This is a genomic window from Aquirufa sp. OSTEICH-129A (genome assembly GCF_054558355.1).
The window spans coordinates 265,267-288,759 of sequence record NZ_JBPXKC010000001.1 but is presented as its reverse complement, the minus strand read 5'-3'; the positions used below and the strand labels follow the sequence as shown (position 1 = coordinate 288,759).

Here is a 23,493-nt window from a genome sequence, read left to right as displayed (position 1 = left end):
AAGCTATTTCTATTTCTAAACTCCTAATTATATGAATAGATGGTATAAACTTTGAATGGCAATATGTAGGTAAGACTGGATTTTTGTAATTTTAGCTTCTTAATATATACCCATGGCTTGGAGTCAAAGAGAATATCACCAATTATCTGCTCATTTTGAGGGAAAACTTTTTTTTGATGCATCTCAATCGTCTCAAATAGCTAGGAAAATATACGCCACAGATGCATCGGTTTATCAAGTTCAACCACAAGCCGTAGCCATTCCTGCATCTCAAAAAGATATTAAGCGCTTAATTCAATTCGCTAAAAACAATAAACTCGGAATTATTCCTCGTGGTGCTGGAACTTCATTGGCTGGCCAAGTAGTTGGCGATGGAATTGTTATGGAAGTATCCTCTGCCATGAGTAAAATCATCTCTTTAAATAAAAAAGAAAAGATGGTTTGGGTGGAACCGGGAATTGTGCGTGATGATTTAAATACATCCATAAAAAAAACAGGGCTATTTTTTGGACCTGAAACCTCTACTGCTAACAGAGCTCTCATTGGTGGCATGGTTGGTAATAACTCCTGTGGACTACATTCAATCGTTTGGGGCAATGTTCGTGATCATTTATTGGAAACGAAATCTATATTAGCTGATGGAACTGATATTTATACACACCCCTTGACCAATGAAGAGTTTTACAAAAAAACTAGCCTTCAGAATTTAGAGGGTAAAATATACCGAGAATTACATCGAATTTTGAATAATCCTGCTATCCAGGAGTTAATTCGAAATAAATTTCCTAAACCAAGTATCAAACGAAGAAATACGGGTTATGCCCTGGATGCATTAGTGGAAATGCAACCATTTAATCCTCAAGGTAAACCTTTTAATCTTTCTGCTCTATTTGCAGGTTCTGAAGGTACCCTAGCGGTGGTTCATGCTCTCAGATTGCAGTTATTGGACATCCCCTCCGCCGATGTCTGTTTAGTTTGTGTCCACTGCGATTCCATTCAAGAATCTTTACAAGCCAATTTAGTAGCCTTAGCCAATCAGCCTACTGCATCTGAATTGGTCGATGATTTTATCCTTTCCTTTACCGAGGGGCATCCTCAGTTTCAAAAAGATCGGGATTTTATACAAGACAAACCTGCAGCCATTTTAATGGTTGAATTTAGAGGAGATGAAGCTTCCAATAGTGAAAATAAGGCCAATCGTTTCATTGAACAATTAAATGCCCAAAGTATAGGGTATGCAGCTCCCATTTTAATTGGTGAGGAAATTGCCAAAGGATGGGATATCAGAAAAGCTGGGCTAGGTTTAATTCGGAATATTATTGGTAAAAAACAAGCTGTTAATCTGATTGAAGATTGTGCCGTTGATCCAGAAGATTTACCCAATTATGTGGCTGACATTCAGGCTTTACTACAAAAACATGAAGTACAAGCTGCTTTTTATGCACATGCAGGCGCAGGGGAATTGCACATTGAACCATTTCTAGATTTAAAATCAGAGGAAGGAAAAAAACTGTTTCGCCAATTATTGGCTGAGACGGTTCAAATTCTCAAGAAATACCAAGGTTCCTTAAGTGGTGAGCATGGTGATGGAAGACTAAGAGGAGAATTTATTCCAGAACTTATGGGCGCGGAGATTTATGATTTATTCAAAGAGATAAAACATATTTTTGATCCTCATAATACTTTAAACCCTGGGAAAATTGTACATACGCCTCCCATGGATGAAGCATTTAGAATTCAAGAAAAAAGCCCTCAAAAACAAGCATATTTCTTTAATTACGGTGAATTAAATGACCCATTGACTTTAGCTGAAAAATGCTCTGGTTCAGGAGATTGTAAAAAAACAGCCTTAACAGGTGGAACCATGTGCCCCAGCTACATGGCTACACAACAGGAAAAAGATAGTACTCGGGCTAGGGCTAATATGTTACGTCAAATTTTAACATCCGATATTGAAAAGCCCTTCTCCGAACCACAATTAAAGGAAATATTAGATCTATGTCTATCCTGTAAAGGATGTCAAACGGAGTGTCCGTCAGGGGTAGATATCAGTAAATTAAAAGCTGAGACACTCCAACAAAGTTATCTGGATCAAGGTACGCCTTGGAGAATCCAATTGGTTGGCCATTTTCCAATCATTCAAAATTGGGTTAGAAAAATTGCACCCCTATATAATTTCGCCATTGAATTTCCTCTGACAAGCGTCATCATCAAAAGTATGATGGGCTTTTCGTGGGAAAGAAGCCTACCCAAAGTATCATTTACCAGCTTAGAAGAGTGGTTCAATCAATATAAAAAACGAGTAAAGCAAAGTGATTTACCTTTGGGAATGATTTATTTCTTTGCCGATGAATTTACCAATTATAATGATGTTGCTATCGGACAAAAAGCCATACTCTTGTTGAATGAACTTGGCTATGGAGTTGAAATCCCCAAATCAATCGTTAGCGGTAGAAGTTATTTATCGAAAGGAATGCTCATTGAAGCTAAAAAATTAGCCAATCAAAATGTCATTTATCTAAGGGAAAAAATCAGCCATGAGACACCATTTGTTGGCCTTGAACCCAGTGCCATACTTAGCTTTCGTGATGAAATACCTGATTTAGTAGATCCTGAACTTAGGAAAGATGCCCATTTATTAAAGGAAAATTGTATTTTAATTGATGAATTTTTAGCCAGAGAAATCAAGGCTAATCGAATTAAAAAATCATCTTTTATATCAAAAAACAAAAAAATTGCATTGCATGGTCATTGCCATCAAAAATCCATTGCCGGCCTAAGTTCTACTCGTCAAGTATTATCTTTCCCTGAAGGTCATGAGGTTGAATTAATTCCATCTGGATGTTGTGGAATGGCTGGTTCATTTGGTTATGAGAAAAAGCATTTTAAGCTTTCTAAGCAAATTGCCAATTTGGTCTTATTTCCTAGCATTTTATCTAAATCACATGCAACAATTATAGCTAGTAATGGTACTTCATGCCGCCATCAAATTAAAGATGGTATTGAGAAAAAGGCCTATCACACCGTAGAAATTCTATACCAATCCCTTGCTAATCCTCAGATAAAACTATGATTCAATATAACTTATCCGTTTTTGTCGAAAATTCGATAGAAGAAAAAGCCATCATCGCTCTGAAAAAAATCATTGTTCCTGAGATTGAAAAGCAAACTTTTATTTCTCAGGTGTATTTATTTGAAATTAGCTCACACCAAGAACCCGATTCAAAAGGATATAGCCTTCAATGTTGGATTGAACCAGAATTTGAAAAACAAACCGCGATTATTGAAGGAATAGTTTCAGGTTTTTTATTGGAGGAATTTCCAAATCAACACGTGTATTTCCCAAGTCAACTTAAGAAATTATAACCACTGAATAGGCTCTACATGATGTGCCACTAGGTAATCATTCGTCTTAGAAAATGGCCTTTTTCCAAACCATCCTCCCCGATTAGCCGATAATGGCGAAGGATGAGATGACCGCAAAAGCAAATGCTTTTTCTCATCCACATGTTTAGCTAATTGCTGAGCATAATTTCCCCAAAGCAAAAAGACAACATGTTCTTTTTCTTGACTGATTTTTTCGATTGCCAAAGACGTTAAACGCTGCCAACCTAAATCAATATGTGAACCCGGTTGAGATTCAGAGACAGATAGAACGGAATTTAGCATGAGTACACCTTGTTTAGCCCAAGAACTTAAATCACCATCCTCATGGCTAAAAACAACATCTAAGTCGAGATTTAACTCTTTTTTTATATTCCGTAAGGAAGGCGGAAGCGGAATACCATGGGGAACAGAAAAGCATAAACCATGCGCTTGACCTTTACCATGATAAGGATCTTGACCGATTATGACAACCTTGGTATCTGCTAATGAACAGAGGTTAAAGGCATTGAAAATCAAATCTATGGGCGGATAAACCACCTCGGTTAGCATTTTTTCATTAAGCTTTGTTTGTATGGACTCAAAGTATGATTCCCCTAATTCGGATATGAAAATATTTTTCCAATCATTCACTAGTAAATCAGGCAAATTTCGAACTATTTTACTCTCCAATTGTTCCATACTTATGACAGAATCTATCACCAATGGTTTTTACATTTCGGTTGAAACCCAACACATGTCTGAATATGAAATCCAAAAACCATACCAGCATTTTTTCTCTTACCAAATTACAATCAAAAATCTCAGTAAGCAACCTGCTCAATTGGTCAGTCGATTTTGGAAAATCCAAGATGGTTCAGGTAAAACGGAACATGTTAATGGATTAGGTGTAGTAGGGCAGCAACCTATTATTGAACCTAATCAATCCTTTACTTATACCTCTGGATGCCCCATTATTGGAAATTTAGGTAAAATGAGCGGACATTATACTTTCTTAAACTTAGAAACTCAATCTACCTTTACCGTTAAAATACCACCATTTGAATTGGCTCCAGCTTATATTTTAAATTAATGCGCTTATTTTCTAAATTTTTTTTCCAATTACAAGCACAAACTAGTCACGGTTTACACTCCCCTTCTGTCTATAAATTATATACAGAGGTAATAGATCCTATTTTACATCGTAAAATACCAAGCAATTTAAAAAGAGAGGAACTAATTCAAGGAATTAGTCAATTTTATGCCCAGCAAATAGATTTAACTGAGGTAATTACATTGGTCATTCCTCATTTAAGTCCTGAAATTTATGAGCAAATAGATCAAGAATTATTCCCCAAAGCCCAGGAAAATTCCATTTTATTTATTTTAAATCCTTATGAATCAACGCTCAGCCAGGATATTTGGGATACAATAATTGAAGACCCTCGAGTCATTCATAGTATTGATTTATTTGATTTAGGAATATTACGATTTAACAAACTTGCTAGTAAACAGCATTTCATGTTAAAAAAATCATAGCATAAAAAAAGGCGACAAATAGTCGCCTTTTTCAATTCATCTCAAGGAAAATTAAACCGGTTTAGCTATTTCTACTAACACACGCTTTCCTTTTATTTGAGCACCAGCCATTTTTTCTAAAACAACATTGGCATATTCTTTAGGCACATCTACGTAAGTATGCTTATTTTCAATCTGAATTTGACCTAAAACATTACCAGGAATACCGGATTCACCAGCAAAAGCACCTACAATGTTTGAAGGAGAAATTTTCTCATTGAAACCAATGTTAACAAACATGCGCACCATATTTTCATCTGAACGATAAGGTCTGCCTTCTTTGTCATTTCTTGGTCCACGAGGTCCACGATCTCTATCGCCACCACGGTCATCACGACCACCATAACGAGATTCTCTTTCAAAGCGACCAGCGCCACGACGACCATCACGATCTCCGCCACGATCACCACGGTAACCACCGCGGTCTCCACGATCACCACCACGATCATCGCGTCCATATTTACGAGATTGACGCTCAAATTCTCCTTCGAGATTCTCGTCCCCAAACTCATTCTTTTGAACACCCATACTGATTTTTACTAAAGCAGCAACAATTTGCTCTGTCGTAAATCCTGCATGATGAAGATTCGTTAAAGCATCATTGAAAACATCTAAATCGCCTTCTTGAATAGTAGCAGCCACACGTTCAATGAACATACCTTTCTTCACGCCAACTACATCAGTAAAGGTTGGAATAACTCCTTTTTCGATTTTCACTTTCGTGTAATTCATGATTTCACGTAAGCGATTTCTTTCAGAACCAACCACTAAAGTAAAGGCTTTACCGAATTTTCCAGCTCTACCGGTACGACCAATACGGTGTACATAATACTCTTCATCTAAAGGAATGTCATAATTGATAACAGCATCCACATTCTCTACGTCCAAACCACGTGCTGCCACGTCAGTAGCTACCAAGAAACCTACATTTCCATTACGGAAACGATTCATCACTTGAGTACGTTGAGATTGACGTAAATCACCATGAAGACCTTCTGCAGCATAACCACGCATCACCAATTCTTCTACTACCTCATCCACACGTTTCTTCTGATTACAGAAAATAAGTACCAATTTGAGGTTATAAAAATCAATTAAACGAGTCGTTACCTCCATTTTAGCACGTCCTTTGACATCAAAGTACAATTGCTCAATGTTGACATTGGTAATTTCGTTTTTAACCACCTTCACTAATTTAGGATTGGTCAAATAACGATTCGTTAAAGCCATAATAGGCTTTGACATGGTTGCAGAGAATAGAACGACTTGACGTTCTTCTGGAATTTCTTGTAAGATACTTTCGATATCTTCTCTGAAACCCATATCTAGCATTTCATCAGCTTCATCCAAAACAATCATGGATGCCTGACCTAATTTTAAAGCACGACGTTCAATTAAGTCAATAACACGACCTGGAGTTCCGACAACAATGTTGGCTCCAGCCTTTAAAGATTTAATTTGACGTTCGATAGAATCTCCACCGTAAACCGTGGTTACCCAAACACCCTTGGTGAACTTGGATAATTTCTTCAATTCTTCCGTTACCTGAAGTGCTAATTCACGCGTAGGACATAATACGATGGCCTGCACATATTTCTCGAATGGAGCGACATGCTCAATCATTGGAATACCAAACGCAGCAGTTTTACCTGTACCCGTTTGTGCTTGGCCGATTACATCACGACCTTCTAAAATAAATGGAATAGCTTCTGATTGAATGGGAGAAGCGAATTCAAAGCCCATTTCATTAACAGCAGCCAGGATTCCTTCCGAAAACGGAAGCGAATCAAAGCGAATTTGATTACTCATTTGTTGTTTTTTAATTACGTTGCCCGAACACATCCGTAATTAACTCTTGCCGATAGCCCTTTACCAGGGAAAAGAATTTTACAATTAATGTAAAAAAGAGTTGTGAGGATGTATTTGTATTTCTAAAGCACAAAAGTACTTTAATAAAAAACGAGAAGCAAATAAATTGTATTATTTTAATACAGACTTCTTAGAAAGTATCAGTAAAATTTGTGAATTGATTGGAACAGATGCCTCTGGATTTACCGTATTTCCAGCAGCTTTCACATCAATACGAGTAGGAGAAATTCCTTCTCCGACTAAACGATTTTTGACAACAAATCCTCGTTTTAAGCCTGATTTAGCATCATTTTCAGAAAAAGCATAAATACGAATATGCACGTCTTTGTACTTATTCAAACCTTCCACCATTTTCTTAAAAAAAGCATCAAAGGGTGAAACTAGTTGATTGGTTTCTTCGTCAAAAGAAATTTCACTAACACGTAATTCACTCGATTCCGTATTGGTTGTATCCGTCAAATATTCAAACATCGGTACCAAGGCTGAGTTCTTAGGAACATTAAAAGCCTTGCCATCTGGCCAACTTAGGTGAGTTAATGAATCAGAAGCAATGCGAGCAGAATCAGCACTTAGTTTACTGAGGCTATCACGTAATTTCGCTAAACTATCGATGGGAATTATTTCTTCAGTTTCAGCATTCACCACCTCTTCTTCCTTCGTCATATTGACATAAACAAACCAAGCAATAACCGAGGCAATCATGATTGAACCAAGAATTAGTCCTATGATCTTCCAATTAGTTGAAGAAGCTCCATCATCAACAGCGCTCAGTTCAAACTCATCTGAATTACTTTGAAATGTGCTAGATTCGTTCCTGAAAAAATCATTGAGTAATAAAATTTCAGAAATCTGCCCTTGCAATTTAGCTGGGCATAAAGCGGCAAATTCATGCTTTTGAGTAAATAAATACTCCCCAAAAGCACTCCAATCTTTCAAATTGGCCGAATCAACATACTTTAGCCGATTTCCGTACAAGGCAAAACAAATACTTAGGCCTTTAACGACTAAGGAACTTTTACACTTTAATTCACGAGAGACCAAAAGAGCAATAGCACTTTTTTTGTCTGGCATTAATACCCCAAATAAACCTTCACCATATTGAATGATTTTCTCCCAATTCACCGAAGAAGTTGGAGATGTAAAAATGAATTCAATTTCTTTAGTGGGTACTGTTTTCTGTTGAATAAAATTATCTAAGGCATTGTAACGTATTCTGTTTCGAATAAGAATGAGCGAAGAGCCCAAAATGATAGATTCCCAAACAGGTAATAATTCCTGTATTTTTTCAACACTCTCGTTGGTATAATGTGCTACACGTTGAATAAAAATCTCTCTCTCGCCAGCTTCCAAAATTGTAAACATCTGCCTCTTTGGGTATAATTATCCCCTAAATTACATTAGTCCTATCACTTTTAACACATAATGAATCGTATTTTTTTCATATTTATTACTTCCATGAAAATGTATCATTAACTTTGCAAGATGAAGAAAGTATTATTCATTGACCGGGATGGAACCATCATCATTGAACCGATCACCGACCAGCAGGTAGACAGCTATGAAAAATTAGCCTTTTTGCCCAATGTCATTTCCAATCTAAAAAAAATCACCGAGATCACTGATTTTGAATTGGTGATGGTAACGAACCAAGATGGTTTAGGAACCGCTTCTTTTCCAGAGGAGACTTTTTGGCCAGCTCAAAATAAAATGATTGAAATATTGGCCTCAGAAGGGATAAGATTTTCTAACATTCATATTGATAAAAGTTTTCCTCATGAAAATTTGCCAACTAGAAAACCTGGAATAGGCCTATTGGAGGAATATTTTTTACCCGCATATGATTTAGCTAATTCCTATGTTATCGGAGATCGTTTAACAGATATTCAATTAGCTAAAAATTTAGGCTGTCAAGGTATTTTGATCGGGGCATTGGAAGTTCCTGAAGAATTACAGGCTTCTTTATCGCTTCAATGTGAGCATTGGAATGAAATTTTTCAATTTTTCCAACTACCCGCAAGAAAGGTTTCACATGACCGAAATACCCACGAAACTAAAATCCATATAGATTTAAATTTGGATGGAAGTGGTAAAGCTAATAATCAAACTGGTTTAGGATTTTTTGATCACATGTTAGATCAAATTGCCAAACATGCTAACATGGATTTAGCGGTTAGTGTTCAAGGAGATTTACACATCGATGAACACCATACCATTGAAGATACAGGAATTGCCCTTGGTGAGGCTTTTGCTTTGGCCTTAGGTAATAAGCGGGGTATCAATCGGTACGGTTTCTTATTGCCCATGGATGATTGTTTAGCGCAAGTGGCTATCGACTTTTCCGGTAGAAATTGGCTAGTTTGGGAGGCAGATTTTAAGAGAGAAAAAATTGGAGAAATGCCAACAGAAATGTTTTCTCATTTCTTTAAATCTTTTTCAGATGCGTCCAAATCAAACCTAAATATCAAGGCGGAAGGAGAAAATGAGCACCACAAAATAGAAGCCATTTTTAAAGCATTTGCTAAATCAATTCGATTAGCCGTTCAAAGAGATGTAAATAATTTAAATTCTTTGCCAAGTACTAAAGGCCTGCTTTAATTTTTTTAGTATTTTTGCACGTCATTAAACATACAACTATGGGTTATTCAGGAGCAGCTTTTTTTATTATTTTGTTCGCCATTTCAATTGTGATTGGTTCAAAACTTCAAAAGATTTATAAAGAAAGAGGAAAATAGTCCTCTTTCTTTATAAATAGCCTTCATCGGCAAAACTGAAATAGCCTTGGGCAGTAATAATTAAATGATCCAAAACTTGGATATCTAACATTTTACCTGCCTCTACAATTCGCTGCGTTAATTCCCGATCTGCTTTACTTGGTTTCAATTGTCCAGATGGATGATTATGCGCTATGATCAGCGAACTTGATATAGCATCTAATGCTGATTTAAACAGAAGCTTTAAATCAACTGAAGTACCAGCCACCCCTCCCATGCTTAATCGTTGCATTTTAATTAAACTAGATGCTCGGTTCAAATGCATGATCCAAAACTCTTCATGGTTCAAATCAAATAAATGAGGATGGAGTAATTGGTGGGCATCTTTGGAACTTTGAATTACTTGTATAGCCTGCGATGCTTCATAGGACATCCTTCTGCGGCCTAATTCCATTGCAGCCACTAAAAGGGTAGCCTTGGCTTTCCCTAGGCCTTTAAACTTCATGAAATCATGTAAGGAAAAACGGCCTAGTGTACTTAAATTACCTCCAATGGAATTCAATAATTCATTCGCCATCTGTAAGGCAGATTTATTGGGAATTCCCGAATGGATTAAAATGGCTAATAACTCATCCACGCCCAACAAATCCTTGCCGATTAAATTCAACTTTTCCCTTGGTCTATCTTCTACCTTCAGGTCTTTAATAGTAAGATGAGAGCTTTCGTACTTCATTTGATTTTTTAAACGAATGTACTGGTCTGAAACGAAAAAACCCCGCCATAGGCAGGGTTTATCAAGTATATGATAATCGTGCTATTAAGCAGCGACTTTGTTAACCAACTTAGCTAATTTAGACTTCTGGTTGGCTGCTTTATTCTTGTGGATGATGTTCTTCTTCGCCAATTTATCTAAAGCTGAAGAAACTTGTTTGAACAAATCTACCACTACAGATGAGTCCGTAGTCAATCTCAATTTCTTGATCAATGTACGAGTAGATTTATGCTGATAACGATTGCGCAAACGCTTTGCTTCATTTGCCCGAATACGCTTTAGTGCTGATTTATGATTTGCCATTTTTAACTAAAAAATTTCTATTCTTTTGAAAATTGAAATGCAAAAGTAAACAATATGATTTATACTCACAAGGTTTTACTCAAAAAAAGCCAGATAATTTACTTGATTTTCAGCCTATTTTTATTCCAAAGTCCCAGTTTAAGTCTAAACCCATGGGGATTTTATGCTCATAAAAAAATCAACAAGCTGGCAGTCTTCACTTTACCTCCTACTTTAAGCAAATTTTACAAAAGGCATCTTTCCAAATTAGAAGAATGGGCTGTATTACCCGATCAAAGAAGGTATATACTTGATTTGGAAGCAGCCCGACATTACATTGACCTAGACCAATATCCACCTAACATTCAAAATAGCACTTGGAAAGCAGCGCTTCAACTGATTGCTGAGGACAGCCTACAAAAACATGGCATTGTACCATGGCATATACCACAAGTTCACCAACGCTTAATTCATGCTTTTAATCAACATGACACCCTGCAAATCATTAAACTATCGGCTGAATTAGGTCATTATGTGGCTGATGCCCACGTTCCTTTACATACTACATCCAATTATGATGGTCAAAAAACGGGCCAACAAGGCCTCCATAGTTTCTGGGAATCAAGAATCCCTGAGTTGTTGGGAGAAAGCCTAGATGATTGGATTGGCCCTGCCGAATATGTAGATAATCCGCAGCAATCTGCCTGGAATTGGGTACTAAAGGCTCATCAATTAGTGCCCAGTTTATTGAAAAAGGAACAAGAATTAAATCAAATCACTCCAGAAAGTAAAAAATATAGTATAGAAAAAAAAGGAAAATCATTGATCAAGACATATAGTAAAACCTATAGTTTGGCTTACCACAAATCATTAAATCAACAGATTGAAAATCAATATAAATCCGCCATTCAGCACCTTGGGGATTTACTATTAACTGCCTGGATATTGGGAGGACAAAGTGATTTCAAATAAAATTGTGCAATTTTGCAGTATGATAACAGCACAAAGCGTACATTTAAAACGAGGCAAAGATGCCCCAGTGAGAAGATTTCACCCATGGATATTTTCAGGAGCTATTTACCAACAAAGCCCAAATTTACAAGATGGGGATTGGGTGAATGTATTAAGTGATAAAGATGAATTCCTAGGTCTAGGTCATTATCATGCGGGTAGCATTGCAGTTAAAATTGTATCCTTTACACCTGTAGCGGATTTAGCAGAATTATGGGTACATAAAATAGCTCGAGCTTGGGAATTAAGGCAACAGTTAAATATGTCGGAAACCAATGCCTATCGCTTAATTCATGGAGAAGGTGATGGCTGCCCAGGCCTAATCATTGATGTCTATCATGATGTATTTGTTTTTCAGGCGCATACCATTGGTATGTACCGCAACAAAGAGGCGATTGTTAACGCCTTAAAAGTTGTTTTTGGTGATTTAGTTAAGGCTGTTTATGATAAAAGCAAGGAAACCTTACCGCCCAATTTTGCCGCCCAATGCCAAAACGAGTACGTCCTAGGTTCAGCTGAGGTTCCGTATGAAATACAAGAAAACGGAGTCAAATTCTCGGTGAATTGGGTAACTGGACAAAAAACGGGTTTCTTTCTAGATCAACGCGATAACCGTGCCTTGTTGGCCCATTATGCCAAGGATAAGCACATTTTAAATACATTTTGTTATTCAGGTGGTTTCTCTCTATATGCATTAAAAGCGGGAGCTGCTTCCGTTATTTCATTAGATGCTTCAGCTAAAGCGATTGATTTAGTTAATGCCAATATAGGCTTGAATAAGTTTGGTAAAAAGAAACACGAGGCCATTGTGGGTGAAACCCTACCCTTCCTTAAAAATAACCAAGATGAATTTGATATCATTATTTTGGATCCTCCAGCTTTTGCTAAATCCATAAGTACAAAACATAAAGCTCTTCAAGGATATCAAAAAATCAACCAATTAGCGATTCAACAAATCAAGAAAAATGGCTTAATATTTACCTATTCTTGTTCACAGGTCATCACAAGGGAACTATTTTTAAACATGTTGGTAGCGGCAGGAATTGCTGCAGGAAGAGAAATACAGGTTATACATCAAATGACCCAAGCTCCTGACCATCCCATTAATTTATTCCATCCGGAAAGTAATTACCTAAAGGGATTTGTTCTACGAGTTATATAAAAAAAAGCCATTTCAGAATATGAAATGGCTTTTTTAAAAACTAAGATTCTGTAAATTAATTCACAAATCTGAATATTCTATTCCAACGAATTTTTCCGGAGAATAAGCCTTTACCTGGGTCCAAGGACATCCAAACAAAAACAGCCTTGCCTACGATATGGTCTGCTGGTACAAATCCCCAAAAACGCGAGTCGGCTGAATTATGGCGATTATCTCCCATCATAAAATAGTAATCCTGTTGAAAAGTATAGGAAGTCAATGCCTTACCGTCTTTCATCAATTTTCCCCCTTCTAGCGTAATATCTTTATTACCCTCATAACTTCTTATGGCTTCTTGATACAAAGGAATAGTCTTAGCATCCAACTGGACAGTCCAACCTTTTTTAGGAATCTGTAAAGGTCCAAAAAAGTCTCTATTCCATTTAAACTGAGTCGTATCATGAGGGAAAATGTCAAGGTAAGTTACCCCCTTAGGATCTTTAAATGAATTATAATCAATTTCCTTTTTGAAAGGTAATTTCATGATTTCATCCAAATGTTTTTTACTGGTATTTAACTTATAACCAACTAATTGATTTGTAGAATCTGCTAAAGGCAACCAATCTGAAGACTCAAAACTGGCATCTACCGAATTTCTGATACCATATTGATCGAAAAAGCTCTCATCTAAATCTTCTTTGGTCTTTAAGAAAACAGGATGTTGCATTCTTTCAGGATTATCCAAAGGTTTACCATTAATGAAAACTTGTTGGTCTCTGATCTCCAATACATCACCTGGCGTAGCTACACAACGCTTCACATAAAAAGTACGTAAATCAAGTGGAGCATCACCATCTTCTTCCCAATTGGGAGCATTAAATACAACAGCATCACCTTTTTTAACTTCGGTAAATCCGGGAAGTCTAAAAACAGGTAAATCCAACCAACGTAAATAAGATGGCAAATTGGTAAACCAAATCTTTTGGTGTGTCAATGGAAGTTGCAAAGGAGTCTTAGGCGTCCTTACACCATAGTGCATTTTGCTGACAAAAAGAAAATCACCTACCATCAGGGAACTTTCCATGGATGGAGTGGGAATGGTATAGGCCTCAAATAAAAAGAACCTGATTAGGGTAGCTGCAACTACAGCAAAAGCTACAGAATCAAGCCATTCTCTAAAAGCTGATTTTTGTTTAGGATGTTTATTTTCCTCTTGTTTCATTTTATTTCTTTTTCAAAAATTTATCAATCAACTCTTGTGATGGCTTGTGTATGTAAGGATGTGGAAATCCTCTTTCAATGAAATCTGGATCGAGCATATTGGTATAACGGAAATGACAGGACCATCGTATTTCATTATTGGTAATTACGCCTGATTCATGAACCAAAAGAGTAGAAAAAACCGCAATATCCCCTGCTTTAAGCTCAGGCTGAAGCCTTGGAAAGGAGTTTCTATCAAAAGGTACTTCCGCAAAACCATTATCAATTTTATCTGTCAGGGGACCCAATTTATGGGATCCTGGGTAAAACACAACAGGCCCATGTTCCACTTGTACGTCCATCAAAGGTATCCAAACAACCACAGAATCAGCAGAGGATAACATAGAGACCCAATCCTGATGTAATGGTGTTTTATAAAAATGCTCTGATTTTGCTAAAGAAGGATGATTGAAAAACAAAACTGGACGAGTACACATATTAGGTACTTTCATTCCAATGTCATGCATCAATTGCACCAAATCTGGATGAACTGCAATTTGGTATAACTCTACCAAACCGGTTTGAATCAATTTTCCGCAATTGATGAACTCATCAATATGGTTTTCAAATAATTGAACCATTTGGCTCAAGTAATCTCCTTGAATACCAAAGTGGTCAAACTGAATTTGAAAAATTTGCTTAGCGGCAGCCTGCAATTTGTGAATTAAAGCTGGGTCAAAAAAACCAGGTATCACAACAACCCCTTGTTCATCTAACTCCTTCTTTATGAATTCAATATTGTGCATATTAATCTAATTTTAACATATCATCCATCCCCAATACACCTTTTTTATCTTTTACCCATTCCGCTGCAATAACGGCACCTAAAGCAAATCCTTCTCGGCTAAATGCTTCATGTGTCATCTCAATTTGATCTACTTTGGATATGTATTTAACGGTATGTGTACCTGGTTTTGTCGATTCTCTTTGAGACCAAATAGCCACTTGGTTACTTTGTGGTATTTCATTGTTTACCCAAGAATCTTTGTTGGGAAATGCTTCTATTATACCTTCAGCAATGGTGATGGCCGTACCACTTGGAGAATCTTTTTTCTCCGTATGGTGAATTTCATTGGTATAAATTTCATACTGACTATGTGGAGCCATCAACTTAGCTAAGTGCTTATTTAAAGCAAAAAACAAATTCACACCAATGGAATAATTGGAAGCATAAAAGAAGGTTGAATCGTATTTTTTAGTCAGCTCCTCTACTTCAGCTTTTTTCTCTAACCAGCCAGTAGTACCACAAACTATAGGTATTTGCTTTTCTAAGCAAATTAAAATATTGGCATAAGCCGACTGTGGATTAGAAAATTCAATAGCCACATCCACATCTTGTTTACTCAAGCCTAGTAAATCGTTCGGATTATCAATATCTATTTTAGCTATAATTTGATGGCCTCTATTCAGCGCAATACGCTCAATTTCCTTACCCATCTTACCATAACCAATCAGCACTATTCTCATTCTTTTACTTTTTAAAATTAAATGACAAAGATACACCAGAAACTAAACCATTTGAAAAGGACTGGTATTCAAAAGTGGGTTTTATTTTCAGGGTTATATCATCCGATACATCAAAAGTCTTTAAATGCGCACTTACGTTAGCATCCACCACATTGAGCGCCCAGGCCAAAACCATCCCAATATAGGTATAATCTCGATTTCTACGAAAACCATCGTTTAATCGTTTTAATTGATTCACATCCAAATCCCGAACCAAACCATCTTCATAGGGTACCGCAACAGTAGCAGGGGGAACATAAGTTGGGTCGTCGGGATGCGGAGAGGCTATGTAATAATAAGCCCTATATTTCTCATAACGCACATTGTTGTAATTGGCAATAATACCCAAGGTAATGAATGCACCAGCTACAAGAGGCAATTTCCAGTATTGACGGTTATATAATTGCCCCCACCCTGGTATCATCAATGATTTTATAGTGGCTTGACGGGGAATAATTTTATAAGGAAGTACTTTGGAAGTTTTGACACTATCAAGCTTCAAATCCTTTACTTTGGCTAAGGTATCCAAAGGCGCATTCAAGGCCAAAGATGCCCATGAGCAAAGTAAAATAAATGATAAACAAAAAACGGCCCGACATGTAACGGGGCTAGTGGCATACCTCATGGCTCGACTATTGTACTGCTTTCAATAGTTTTAATAGCTCCTCTTTTGACTTAAAACTTACCTTCAATTCGCCTTTTCCCTCCACATTCATTTTAAAGGAAACGGGAGATTGGAAAAAACTAGCAAAGGTTTGTTGGATTTTTTGCAATTCGGCGACTGGTAGTGTTTTGGAGTCATCTGACTTACCTAAGTTCGGATGTGCCGACTGCCTAACAGCATCTTCTAATTTACGAACAGACCATTCTTCTGAAATAGTCTTCTGAAAAAGAACATGTTGTAATTCTGAATTTTCAACAGAAACTAAACAACGAGCATGGCCCATGGAAATTTTGGCATCACGAATTGCAGCTTGAATGGCAATGGGTAATTTCAACAATCGCATGTAGTTCGTCACATTAGAACGACTCTTGCCTACCCGATTTCCTAAATCTTCTTGCTTCAGTTGACATTCATCCATCAAACGTTTGTAGGATAAAGCAATTTCAATGGCATTTAAATTTTCACGCTGAATGTTTTCAATCAAGGCCATTTCAATCATCTGCTGATCATCGGCAGTCCTGACATAGGCAGGAATACTCTTTAATCCAGCCAATTTAGAGGCTTGAAGTCGGCGTTCACCTGAAATCAATTGAAACTTTTTGGGAGCTAGCTTCCGGACAGTAATGGGCTGAATGATTCCTTGAATACGAATGGATTCAGCTAAATCTGCTAAGGCTTCTTGTTCAAAATGCTCGCGAGGTTGATAAGGATTCGTTTCAATGTACTCCAATGGTATTTCATCCATCAAATTCACACCTTCTAAACTACCAGCAAATTCGGAGGAATGTTTCGCATTATGAGATACACTTTCAGAATCTTCCAGCAAAGCGCCTAGACCTCTTCCCAAACCTATTCTTTTTTTTGAATTTGATTCTTGCTTTGCACTCATATGATTTAATCTGCTAAACAGCCTGTAACAAACCGTTTTTGGTGATAATTTCTTTTGCCAAATTTAAGTAGCTGATAGCACCTTTACTTTCTGCATCATGCAAAATAGCTGGTATACCAAAACTTGGGGACTCTGATAAACGAATATTTCTAGGAATTATAGTCTCAAATACCATATTCTTAAAATGACTATTAACTTCATTCACCACTTGATTTGATAAACGAAGACGTAGGTCATACATGGTCAATAAAATACCCTCGATCATCAATCCAGGATTCAAACGAGATTGAATAATTTTTATCGTATTCAATAACTTGCCTAAACCTTCCAAGGCATAGTATTCACACTGAACAGGAATAATGACTGAATCGGCAGCGGTAAGGCAATTAATGGTGATTAAACCCAATGAAGGAGAACAATCCATGATGATGAAATCATATAAATCTTTGATTTCAGCTAAAGCATCTCGCATTCTAGCTTCACGATTATTTAAATTAATCATCTCAATCTCAGCTCCAACTAAATCAATATGAGAGGGAATGATATCTAGGAAATCTAATTCAGTCGATACAATACTCTCTTTAACTTTAGCCAAACCAACCATACACTCATAAATACTTTGAGTGATTTCTTTGGGATTTAACCCCAAACCTGAAGTGGAATTTGCTTGTGGATCTGCGTCTATAATCAAAGTCTTAAATTCCAAAGCTGCTAAGGAGGCTGCTAAATTAATAGCCGTGGTCGTTTTACCAACTCCACCTTTTTGATTAGCGATAGCAATGATTTTACCCATGGTTAAAAATCTGAAGAATTATAAGGACAAATGAAGGACAATATTACAAAATATGTTTCACATCTGAATTCATTTTTTTCGAATCAGCGACAAGATTAAATCAAGAACTTTGTATCAAATTTTGTAACATTCTTGTAACTTGGTATTTGTATTCATCAACCTTTATGTCCGAAAACACAAGCAGTCACCCAAAAGGCCTTTATGTTTTGTATTCCACCGAAATGTGGGAACGATTCAATTTTTATGGCATGAGAGCCCTGCTCTCTTTATTTTTAGTAAATGCCCTAGCTTTTAAACAAACTGATGCTTCCATCTTATACGGTGGATTTTTGGGTTTAAGTTACCTAACAACCATGGCAGGCGGATATATATCAGACCGTTACCTTGGAAATAGAAATTGTATTTTAATTGGGGGATTTGTCATGGCTATTGGCCAAATATTCATGTTCTCCTCAGCCAGCACCTTTAGCATGGATTTGGGATTGGCACAAAATCTCATGTGGGGTGGTTTGTTTTTTTTAATTATCGGAAACGGATTCTTCAAGCCAAATATTTCCTCCATGGTAGGGCAACTGTATCGAAAAGGAGACAATCGATTAGATGCGGCTTTCACTATTTTCTATATGGGCATCAACACAGGAGCCTTATTAGGGATGTTAATTTGCCCCTTTTTAGGTGATGTAAAAGTAGATGGCGTCCGAGTGCTGGAAGCCTTTAAATGGGGATTTTTTGCTGCAGGAACCGCGATGTTGATTGGAACCGTTTCTTTCTATTTTCTCAAAAATAAGTTTATAGTAGACCCAGATGGTTTAGCCGTTGGAGAAAAGCCATTTTCCAATAACGTTTCTAATTCCGTTGAAGGAGAAACTGAAAAAGCTGAATTTACAAGCAAATCCATAGCTAGTGCCGTCGTATTGTTTTTTATATTGGTATTCACATTTCATTATTTCTTCATCACAGAAGAACCCAATATTATCAAGGATTGGATTTACCCAGTTATTTATTCCTCTGGTATTAGTTTAGCATTTTTAATCATCACCGACAAAACCATTACGAGTATTGAGCGAAATAGAATATTGGTGATGTACATAATTTCATTCTTTGTTATATTCTTTTGGGCATCCTTTGAGCAAGCTGGTTCTTCCTTAACTTTCATTGCTGACCAACAGACTGATCTTCATCTTCTTGGAATTGAACTCCCTCCTAGCTCGGTCCAAAATGCTAATTCCTTTTTCATCATTTTGTTGGCATTTCCTTTTTCTTGGCTTTGGATTTGGCTGAATAAAAGAGGTCTAGAACCCAATTCTCCCGCTAAACAAGCCATAGGTTTATTGTTACTATCGATTGGTTATTTAATCATTGCCTCTCAAATCAAAGATTTAGGAAATAATAAATTAGGCGTTATCTGGCTGATTGTCATGTACTTATTTCATACCATGGGTGAATTATGCCTTTCACCAATTGGTTTATCATTGGTCTCTAAATTAGCACCTAAACGATTTTCTTCTCTGTTAATGGGTGTTTGGTTTTTAGCAAATGCAGCTGGTTATGCCTTAGCTGGAACTTTAGGTGCTTTATTACCACCAGCTGAGGCGGTGGTTGGACAGGTCAACTTCCCTAGTTTCTTAGGATTTGAAATTCACAACTTATATGAATTTTTTATGCTTTTTGTTACGTTAACAGGAATAGCTGCCATAATTCTATATATTTTAGCCATTGGACCTCTAAAAAGAATGATGCACGGCATCCGATAATATTATGCATGGACCAGATCACCACCTTCACGAAAAACATTTAAAAAGTTCGGATTTCCTAACCGATGTCGTAATTGGCATGTCGGATGGATTAACCGTTCCTTTTGCCCTTGCAGCAGGACTTTCAGGAGCTGTGTCTAGTAATGATATTGTTACCACGGCTGGAGTGGCTGAAATAGTAGCGGGTTCCATTGCCATGGGTTTAGGTGGCTATTTGGCTGGAATGACGGAAAAAGAACATTATGAAGCTGAATTGGCTCGTGAGTATGATGAAGTTGAACGAGTTCCTGATCGAGAAAAAGAAGAAATCCGAGAAGTTTTTGAAGATTATGGTTTAAGTCCTGAAGCCCAAGAAATGGTAGTCAACTGCATCGCTAGTGACAAAGATAAATGGGTAGATTTTATGATGCGATTTGAATTAGGCTTAGAAAAACCCAACCCAAATCGCGCTAGAAATTCTGCGCTAACAATAGGTATTTCATACGCTATCGGTGGTTTAATTCCCCTAGTACCCTATTTTTATTTAGATAAACCAGAAGATGGCTTGATTTACTCAGCCATCATAACGCTACTAGCTTTATTTATATTTGGCTATTTCAAGAGTAAAATGACTGGACAGCAGCCCATTATTGGAGCCCTTAAAGTCATGTCCATTGGAGCTGCTGCGGCTGGAGCTGCCTTCATGGTTGCTAAACTCTTTTAATAGGCAGAAACAGTATCATCTCCTCTTGAATCTGCTCCACCTTGGAGTTTTCCATTAGGCAATACAAAAATTCCTTCCACCAAACCTATTCCATTGCTAGGAACCATTTTATAATTTTTTCCATTTAATCGGTTTAATTGCTCGGAACTAAAACGATTTTTTTCAAATAAAACTTGATCTGGCATCCATTGGTGATGAAAGCGAGGATACTCAACAGCCTGTTGCATATTCATTCCCATTTCAAGGGTATTTAATATTACTTGAAACACGGAGGTAATAATAGTAGAACCACCTGGTGTTCCCACGACCATTTTCAATTTACCCTGCTCCTCCACTATGGTAGGAGTCATACTTGATAGCATTCTTTTACCCGGTTGAATCTCATTGGCCTTAGAACCAATCAAACCATACAAATTAGGAGAACCCGCTTTGGCACTGAAATCATCCATTTCATCATTCAATAGAAATCCTGCTCCTCCCACAAATACCTTACTTCCATAACTATTATTCAAAGTAGTTGTAATAGATACAGCATTTCCTTCTTCATCCACAATCGAATAATGAGTTGTTTCAGGACTTTCATAAGCAGGGAATTGTCCGGCAGCAACTGAAGAGCTTAAAGTAGCTTGTTCAAAACTAAAGTCTTTCATTCTTTCCTGGATATAAATTGGATTGGTCAATTCTGATTGTGGTACTTTAACAAAATCCGGATCCCCTAACCATTTAGCACGGTCGGCGTAAACCCTTCTTTCTGCTTCTACCATAACTTGAACCGTAGAATCTGACTGAGCACCCCAGCTGGAAAGTGGGTAAGGTTCAACCATTTTCATTAATTGATTTAAAGCAATACCTCCGCTAGAAGGCGGTGGCATACTAATAATTTTCTTACCCTTATATTCAAAACTCACCGTATTTCTCCAAGCAGCTTGATAAGCTTTTAAATCCTTTTTGGTCATGATTCCTCCCTGACGATTCATCTCACGAACCAAAAGTCGAGCCGTTTTACCACGATAAAAACCCTTTGATTTTCTTTTAGCAATACGTTCTAAGGATTGTGCTAAGTCCTCTTGGACCAACAAATCCCCTTTTTGCCATTTTTCATCATTGGATTTAATCAGGTAATTCTTTCCAAAATTAAATTTTTGGAAATCAGATTTCTGACCATTCAAGCCTCTAGCTTCTTTTTCCGTTAAAACAACCCCATTTCTCGCTAAATCAATGGCAGGCTGAACGAGCTCCTTCCAAGCTAGTCTACCAAACTTTTGATGCATGGCTTCCATCCCAGCCACAGCGCCTGGAACCCCAACTGAAAAAATGCCTGCTTGACTTTTACCGGGAATTATAGCCCCAGTTTCGTCTAAATACATGTCCCTAAAAGCTTTCGAAGGAGCTTTTTCTCTAAAATCTAAAGCAAAAGTTTGAGCTTGTTTATCCCGATAAACCAAAAAACCTCCTCCTCCAATATTTCCAGCGGCAGGATGGCAAACGGCTAATGCAAAATTGACAGCAACCGCAGCATCAATGGCATTTCCGCCTTTTTTTAGGATAGCAAGTCCAATATCACTAGATGCTGGATGCGTAGAAACAACCATTCCTTTACTTGATTCCACGACAGGTTTGAGCGTTTGTGAAAAAGAAGGAGTACCAATCAAGAAGGCTAACAGGAAGAAAAGCTTAGTTTGTTGCATGGTGAAGAATTAAAATTGAAAACATTCCAATATTGAAAGCTCAATTAGAGCATTGCCATAACAAAAATATAATTTAACTTTGTGAATATTTTAAGTTTTTTTAATTAAAACAGATACTTACAGTGGATATTTTCGAGAAAGTTGTCAAAAACATGGGGCCTATCGGTGCTCATGCGCATTACTCCCACCATTATTTTTCATTTCCAAAGTTAACAGGAGAACTTGGCCCAAGAATGACCTTTATGGGAAAGGAGATGCTCAACTGGTCTTTAAATAACTATTTAGGCCTGGCAAATCATCCAGAAGTAAGAAAAGCTGATGCTGATGCGGCAGCTAAATATGGTTTAGCATACCCAATGGGTGCACGTATGATGTCTGGAAATACCGATGAGCATGAAGAATTTGAAAGACAATTAGCTGAATTTGTAGGTAAAGAAGACAGTTTCTTATTAAACTATGGGTATCAAGGTGTCATGTCAATCATCGAATGTATGGTTGATCACCGTGATATCATCGTATATGATGCTGAATCTCATGCTTGTTTAATTGACGGTATCCGTTTACATAAAGCTAAAATGGGAGATTATTATAAATTCAATCACAATGACATGGATTCATTGCGTAAGAATTTAGAAAGAGCTACCAAAAAGACCCAAGAAACGGGAGGTGGAATTCTAGTCATTACCGAAGGTGTGTTTGGTATGTCTGGAAAAGTTGGATCCTTAGATAAGATTGTGGAGATGAAGAAGGACTTCAACTTCCGTTTATTGGTAGATGATGCACATGGATTTGGAACCATGGGTGCAAATGGAAGAGGTGTGGGTGAATATTTGAATTGTACTGAAGGGATTGATTTGTATTTCTCTACGTTTGCCAAATCCATGGCAGCCATTGGAGCCTTTGTAGCTGCACCAAAGGACATCATCATGTATTTAAAATACAATATGCGTTCTCAAACCTATGCCAAAGCATTACCTATGCCTTTTGTCATTGGTGGAATGAAGCGTTTAGAGTTAATTAAAAAACATCCCGAATTAAGAGAACGTTTATGGGAAAACGTACGCTCCTTACAAAAGGGTCTTAAAGAAAAAGGATTTGATATTGGAGAAACACAATCACCGGTAACACCTGTATTCTTGCATGGCGAATATGATATTGCTGCCGTTACCTCCTTAGTTAGAGATTTACGCGAAAACATGGGTATATTTTGTAGTATTGTTGTATATCCGGTAGTTCCTAAAGGACAGATTATGTTGAGAATTATCCCAACATCCTCTCATACTCAAGCGGATATTGAATATACCACCGAATGTTTCGCAGAGGTTCAAAAAAGATTAAAAGACGGTTATTATAAGGTTTTAAATGCCACTAAGTAATTTTTTTAAGCATTTTTTAACTTTTTTAACTTTTTTTTGGGTTTTTTCGTAGAAATAGTTTGTATGGATTAAGTTTTTTGTTAAATTTCGCCTTATAAGCGCTTCAAACAGCGAAATAAGACAATCTATTTTT

Annotated in this window: 22 protein-coding genes; 10 read left to right on the top strand and 12 right to left on the bottom strand. The window is 37.1% G+C overall.

Going from position 1 to position 23,493, the window contains the following annotated elements; translation table 11 throughout:
- The first annotated feature begins 112 nt into the window (after nucleotides 1–112).
- Both SKC36_RS01290 and SKC36_RS01285 read left to right on the top strand, forming a co-directional pair.
- Nucleotides 113–3,073 carry an FAD-binding and (Fe-S)-binding domain-containing protein gene (locus SKC36_RS01290; protein ID WP_459464115.1) on the top strand — a complete coding sequence of 987 codons (2,961 nt, stop codon included), beginning with the start codon at nucleotides 113–115 and terminating at the stop codon, nucleotides 3,071–3,073.
- Nucleotides 3,070–3,366 (top strand): DUF4286 family protein, encoded by a 297-nt coding sequence (locus tag SKC36_RS01285; RefSeq protein WP_459464113.1) that lies wholly within the window; start codon nucleotides 3,070–3,072, stop codon nucleotides 3,364–3,366. The genes SKC36_RS01290 and SKC36_RS01285 overlap by 4 nt, the downstream gene beginning before the upstream one ends.
- Here the strand turns inward: SKC36_RS01285 and SKC36_RS01280 are convergent.
- On the bottom strand, nucleotides 3,361–4,065 hold the full coding sequence (locus SKC36_RS01280) for a uracil-DNA glycosylase (protein ID WP_459464111.1): 705 nt from the start codon (nucleotides 4,063–4,065) through the stop codon (nucleotides 3,361–3,363). The genes SKC36_RS01285 and SKC36_RS01280 overlap by 6 nt on opposite strands.
- A gap of 4 nt (nucleotides 4,066–4,069) precedes the next feature.
- Between SKC36_RS01280 and apaG the strand changes: the two genes are divergently transcribed.
- Nucleotides 4,070–4,456 carry a Co2+/Mg2+ efflux protein ApaG gene (gene apaG, locus SKC36_RS01275; protein ID WP_459452733.1) on the top strand — a complete coding sequence of 129 codons (387 nt, stop codon included), beginning with the start codon at nucleotides 4,070–4,072 and terminating at the stop codon, nucleotides 4,454–4,456.
- A complete protein-coding gene (locus SKC36_RS01270) occupies nucleotides 4,456–4,902 on the top strand; it encodes a hypothetical protein (protein WP_459452732.1) in 447 nt (148 codons plus the stop codon). Before apaG ends, SKC36_RS01270 begins: the two co-directional genes overlap by 1 nt.
- Before the next feature lie 51 nt (nucleotides 4,903–4,953).
- Here the strand turns inward: SKC36_RS01270 and SKC36_RS01265 are convergent, their stop codons facing one another.
- Together SKC36_RS01265 and SKC36_RS01260 are read right to left on the bottom strand one after the other, a co-directional pair.
- Complete coding sequence (locus SKC36_RS01265) at nucleotides 4,954–6,750, bottom strand: DEAD/DEAH box helicase (RefSeq protein WP_459452731.1); 1,797 nt, start codon at nucleotides 6,748–6,750, stop codon at nucleotides 4,954–4,956.
- A gap of 171 nt (nucleotides 6,751–6,921) precedes the next feature.
- On the bottom strand, nucleotides 6,922–8,172 hold the full coding sequence (locus SKC36_RS01260) for a hypothetical protein (protein WP_459464109.1): 1,251 nt from the start codon (nucleotides 8,170–8,172) through the stop codon (nucleotides 6,922–6,924).
- 120 nt (nucleotides 8,173–8,292) lie between these two features.
- Between SKC36_RS01260 and hisB the strand changes: the two genes are divergently transcribed.
- Complete coding sequence (hisB, locus tag SKC36_RS01255; protein WP_459464107.1) at nucleotides 8,293–9,405, top strand: bifunctional histidinol-phosphatase/imidazoleglycerol-phosphate dehydratase HisB; 1,113 nt, start codon at nucleotides 8,293–8,295, stop codon at nucleotides 9,403–9,405.
- Nucleotides 9,406–9,552: 147 nt separating this feature from the next.
- Here the strand turns inward: hisB and radC are convergent, their stop codons facing one another.
- Together radC and rpsT are read right to left on the bottom strand one after the other, a co-directional pair.
- Nucleotides 9,553–10,254, bottom strand: coding sequence for a RadC family protein (gene radC / locus SKC36_RS01250; protein WP_459464105.1), 702 nt, complete (start codon nucleotides 10,252–10,254; stop codon nucleotides 9,553–9,555).
- Between the two features lie 84 nt (nucleotides 10,255–10,338).
- Nucleotides 10,339–10,596 (bottom strand): 30S ribosomal protein S20, encoded by a 258-nt coding sequence (gene rpsT / locus SKC36_RS01245; RefSeq protein ID WP_109322831.1) that lies wholly within the window; start codon nucleotides 10,594–10,596, stop codon nucleotides 10,339–10,341.
- Nucleotides 10,597–10,650: 54 nt separating this feature from the next.
- Here rpsT and SKC36_RS01240 point away from each other — a divergent pair, with 54 nt between their 5' ends.
- Both SKC36_RS01240 and SKC36_RS01235 read left to right on the top strand, forming a co-directional pair.
- The gene (locus SKC36_RS01240) at nucleotides 10,651–11,547 is read left to right on the top strand and encodes a zinc dependent phospholipase C family protein (protein WP_459464103.1); all 897 of its coding nucleotides are present in this window, start codon (nucleotides 10,651–10,653) and stop codon (nucleotides 11,545–11,547) included.
- Nucleotides 11,548–11,566: 19 nt separating this feature from the next.
- Nucleotides 11,567–12,748, top strand: coding sequence for a class I SAM-dependent rRNA methyltransferase (locus SKC36_RS01235; protein ID WP_459464102.1), 1,182 nt, complete (start codon nucleotides 11,567–11,569; stop codon nucleotides 12,746–12,748).
- Nucleotides 12,749–12,803: 55 nt separating this feature from the next.
- Here SKC36_RS01235 and lepB read toward each other — a convergent pair whose 3' ends face one another.
- Genes lepB through SKC36_RS01205 form a run of 6 tightly spaced genes read right to left on the bottom strand, consistent with a single transcriptional unit; the run spans nucleotide 12,804 to nucleotide 17,839 of the window.
- On the bottom strand, nucleotides 12,804–13,949 hold the full coding sequence (gene lepB / locus SKC36_RS01230; RefSeq protein ID WP_459464100.1) for a signal peptidase I: 1,146 nt from the start codon (nucleotides 13,947–13,949) through the stop codon (nucleotides 12,804–12,806).
- 1 nt (nucleotide 13,950) lies between these two features.
- Nucleotides 13,951–14,733 (bottom strand): phytanoyl-CoA dioxygenase family protein, encoded by a 783-nt coding sequence (locus tag SKC36_RS01225; RefSeq protein WP_459464098.1) that lies wholly within the window; start codon nucleotides 14,731–14,733, stop codon nucleotides 13,951–13,953.
- 1 nt (nucleotide 14,734) lies between these two features.
- On the bottom strand, nucleotides 14,735–15,454 hold the full coding sequence (dapB, locus tag SKC36_RS01220) for a 4-hydroxy-tetrahydrodipicolinate reductase (protein WP_459464096.1): 720 nt from the start codon (nucleotides 15,452–15,454) through the stop codon (nucleotides 14,735–14,737).
- Between the two features lie 4 nt (nucleotides 15,455–15,458).
- Nucleotides 15,459–16,118 (bottom strand): DUF5683 domain-containing protein, encoded by a 660-nt coding sequence (locus SKC36_RS01215; protein WP_459464094.1) that lies wholly within the window; start codon nucleotides 16,116–16,118, stop codon nucleotides 15,459–15,461.
- A gap of 7 nt (nucleotides 16,119–16,125) precedes the next feature.
- Nucleotides 16,126–17,046: a ParB/RepB/Spo0J family partition protein gene (locus tag SKC36_RS01210; protein ID WP_459464092.1), complete on the bottom strand. Its 921-nt coding sequence runs from the start codon at nucleotides 17,044–17,046 to the stop codon at nucleotides 16,126–16,128.
- 13 nt (nucleotides 17,047–17,059) lie between these two features.
- A complete protein-coding gene (locus SKC36_RS01205) occupies nucleotides 17,060–17,839 on the bottom strand; it encodes a ParA family protein (RefSeq protein WP_459464090.1) in 780 nt (259 codons plus the stop codon).
- Nucleotides 17,840–18,003: 164 nt separating this feature from the next.
- Between SKC36_RS01205 and SKC36_RS01200 the strand changes: the two genes are divergently transcribed.
- Both SKC36_RS01200 and SKC36_RS01195 read left to right on the top strand, forming a co-directional pair.
- Complete coding sequence (locus tag SKC36_RS01200) at nucleotides 18,004–19,593, top strand: peptide MFS transporter (RefSeq protein ID WP_459452719.1); 1,590 nt, start codon at nucleotides 18,004–18,006, stop codon at nucleotides 19,591–19,593.
- Between the two features lie 4 nt (nucleotides 19,594–19,597).
- The gene (locus SKC36_RS01195) at nucleotides 19,598–20,296 is read left to right on the top strand and encodes a VIT1/CCC1 transporter family protein (RefSeq protein ID WP_459452718.1); all 699 of its coding nucleotides are present in this window, start codon (nucleotides 19,598–19,600) and stop codon (nucleotides 20,294–20,296) included.
- Here SKC36_RS01195 and ggt read toward each other — a convergent pair.
- A complete protein-coding gene (gene ggt / locus SKC36_RS01190; protein WP_459452717.1) occupies nucleotides 20,293–21,984 on the bottom strand; it encodes a gamma-glutamyltransferase in 1,692 nt (563 codons plus the stop codon). The two genes, SKC36_RS01195 and ggt, sit on opposite strands and share 4 nt — an antisense overlap.
- A gap of 122 nt (nucleotides 21,985–22,106) precedes the next feature.
- Here ggt and SKC36_RS01185 point away from each other — a divergent pair, with 122 nt between their 5' ends.
- Nucleotides 22,107–23,360, top strand: a complete 1,254-nt coding sequence (locus SKC36_RS01185; protein ID WP_459452716.1) for an aminotransferase class I/II-fold pyridoxal phosphate-dependent enzyme — start codon at nucleotides 22,107–22,109, stop codon at nucleotides 23,358–23,360.
- Nucleotides 23,361–23,493: the final 133 nt, after the last annotated feature.

Excerpts from the sequence above, each read along its gene's own strand:
- SKC36_RS01290 (WP_459464115.1), top strand. The coding sequence starts at position 113 with ATGGCTTGGAGTCAAAGAGAATATCACCAATTATCTGCTCATTTTGAG.
- SKC36_RS01285 (WP_459464113.1), top strand. The coding sequence starts at position 3,070 with ATGATTCAATATAACTTATCCGTTTTTGTCGAAAATTCGATAGAAGAA.
- SKC36_RS01280 (WP_459464111.1), bottom strand. The coding sequence starts at position 4,065 with ATGGAACAATTGGAGAGTAAAATAGTTCGAAATTTGCCTGATTTACTA.
- apaG (WP_459452733.1), top strand. The coding sequence starts at position 4,070 with ATGACAGAATCTATCACCAATGGTTTTTACATTTCGGTTGAAACCCAA.
- SKC36_RS01270 (WP_459452732.1), top strand. The coding sequence starts at position 4,456 with ATGCGCTTATTTTCTAAATTTTTTTTCCAATTACAAGCACAAACTAGT.
- SKC36_RS01265 (WP_459452731.1), bottom strand. The coding sequence starts at position 6,750 with ATGAGTAATCAAATTCGCTTTGATTCGCTTCCGTTTTCGGAAGGAATC.
- SKC36_RS01260 (WP_459464109.1), bottom strand. The coding sequence starts at position 8,172 with ATGTTTACAATTTTGGAAGCTGGCGAGAGAGAGATTTTTATTCAACGT.
- hisB (WP_459464107.1), top strand. The coding sequence starts at position 8,293 with ATGAAGAAAGTATTATTCATTGACCGGGATGGAACCATCATCATTGAA.
- radC (WP_459464105.1), bottom strand. The coding sequence starts at position 10,254 with ATGAAGTACGAAAGCTCTCATCTTACTATTAAAGACCTGAAGGTAGAA.
- rpsT (WP_109322831.1), bottom strand. The coding sequence starts at position 10,596 with ATGGCAAATCATAAATCAGCACTAAAGCGTATTCGGGCAAATGAAGCA.
- SKC36_RS01240 (WP_459464103.1), top strand. The coding sequence starts at position 10,651 with ATGATTTATACTCACAAGGTTTTACTCAAAAAAAGCCAGATAATTTAC.
- SKC36_RS01235 (WP_459464102.1), top strand. The coding sequence starts at position 11,567 with ATGATAACAGCACAAAGCGTACATTTAAAACGAGGCAAAGATGCCCCA.
- lepB (WP_459464100.1), bottom strand. The coding sequence starts at position 13,949 with ATGAAACAAGAGGAAAATAAACATCCTAAACAAAAATCAGCTTTTAGA.
- SKC36_RS01225 (WP_459464098.1), bottom strand. The coding sequence starts at position 14,733 with ATGCACAATATTGAATTCATAAAGAAGGAGTTAGATGAACAAGGGGTT.
- dapB (WP_459464096.1), bottom strand. The coding sequence starts at position 15,454 with ATGAGAATAGTGCTGATTGGTTATGGTAAGATGGGTAAGGAAATTGAG.
- SKC36_RS01215 (WP_459464094.1), bottom strand. The coding sequence starts at position 16,118 with ATGAGGTATGCCACTAGCCCCGTTACATGTCGGGCCGTTTTTTGTTTA.
- SKC36_RS01210 (WP_459464092.1), bottom strand. The coding sequence starts at position 17,046 with ATGAGTGCAAAGCAAGAATCAAATTCAAAAAAAAGAATAGGTTTGGGA.
- SKC36_RS01205 (WP_459464090.1), bottom strand. The coding sequence starts at position 17,839 with ATGGGTAAAATCATTGCTATCGCTAATCAAAAAGGTGGAGTTGGTAAA.
- SKC36_RS01200 (WP_459452719.1), top strand. The coding sequence starts at position 18,004 with ATGTCCGAAAACACAAGCAGTCACCCAAAAGGCCTTTATGTTTTGTAT.
- SKC36_RS01195 (WP_459452718.1), top strand. The coding sequence starts at position 19,598 with ATGCATGGACCAGATCACCACCTTCACGAAAAACATTTAAAAAGTTCG.
- ggt (WP_459452717.1), bottom strand. The coding sequence starts at position 21,984 with ATGCAACAAACTAAGCTTTTCTTCCTGTTAGCCTTCTTGATTGGTACT.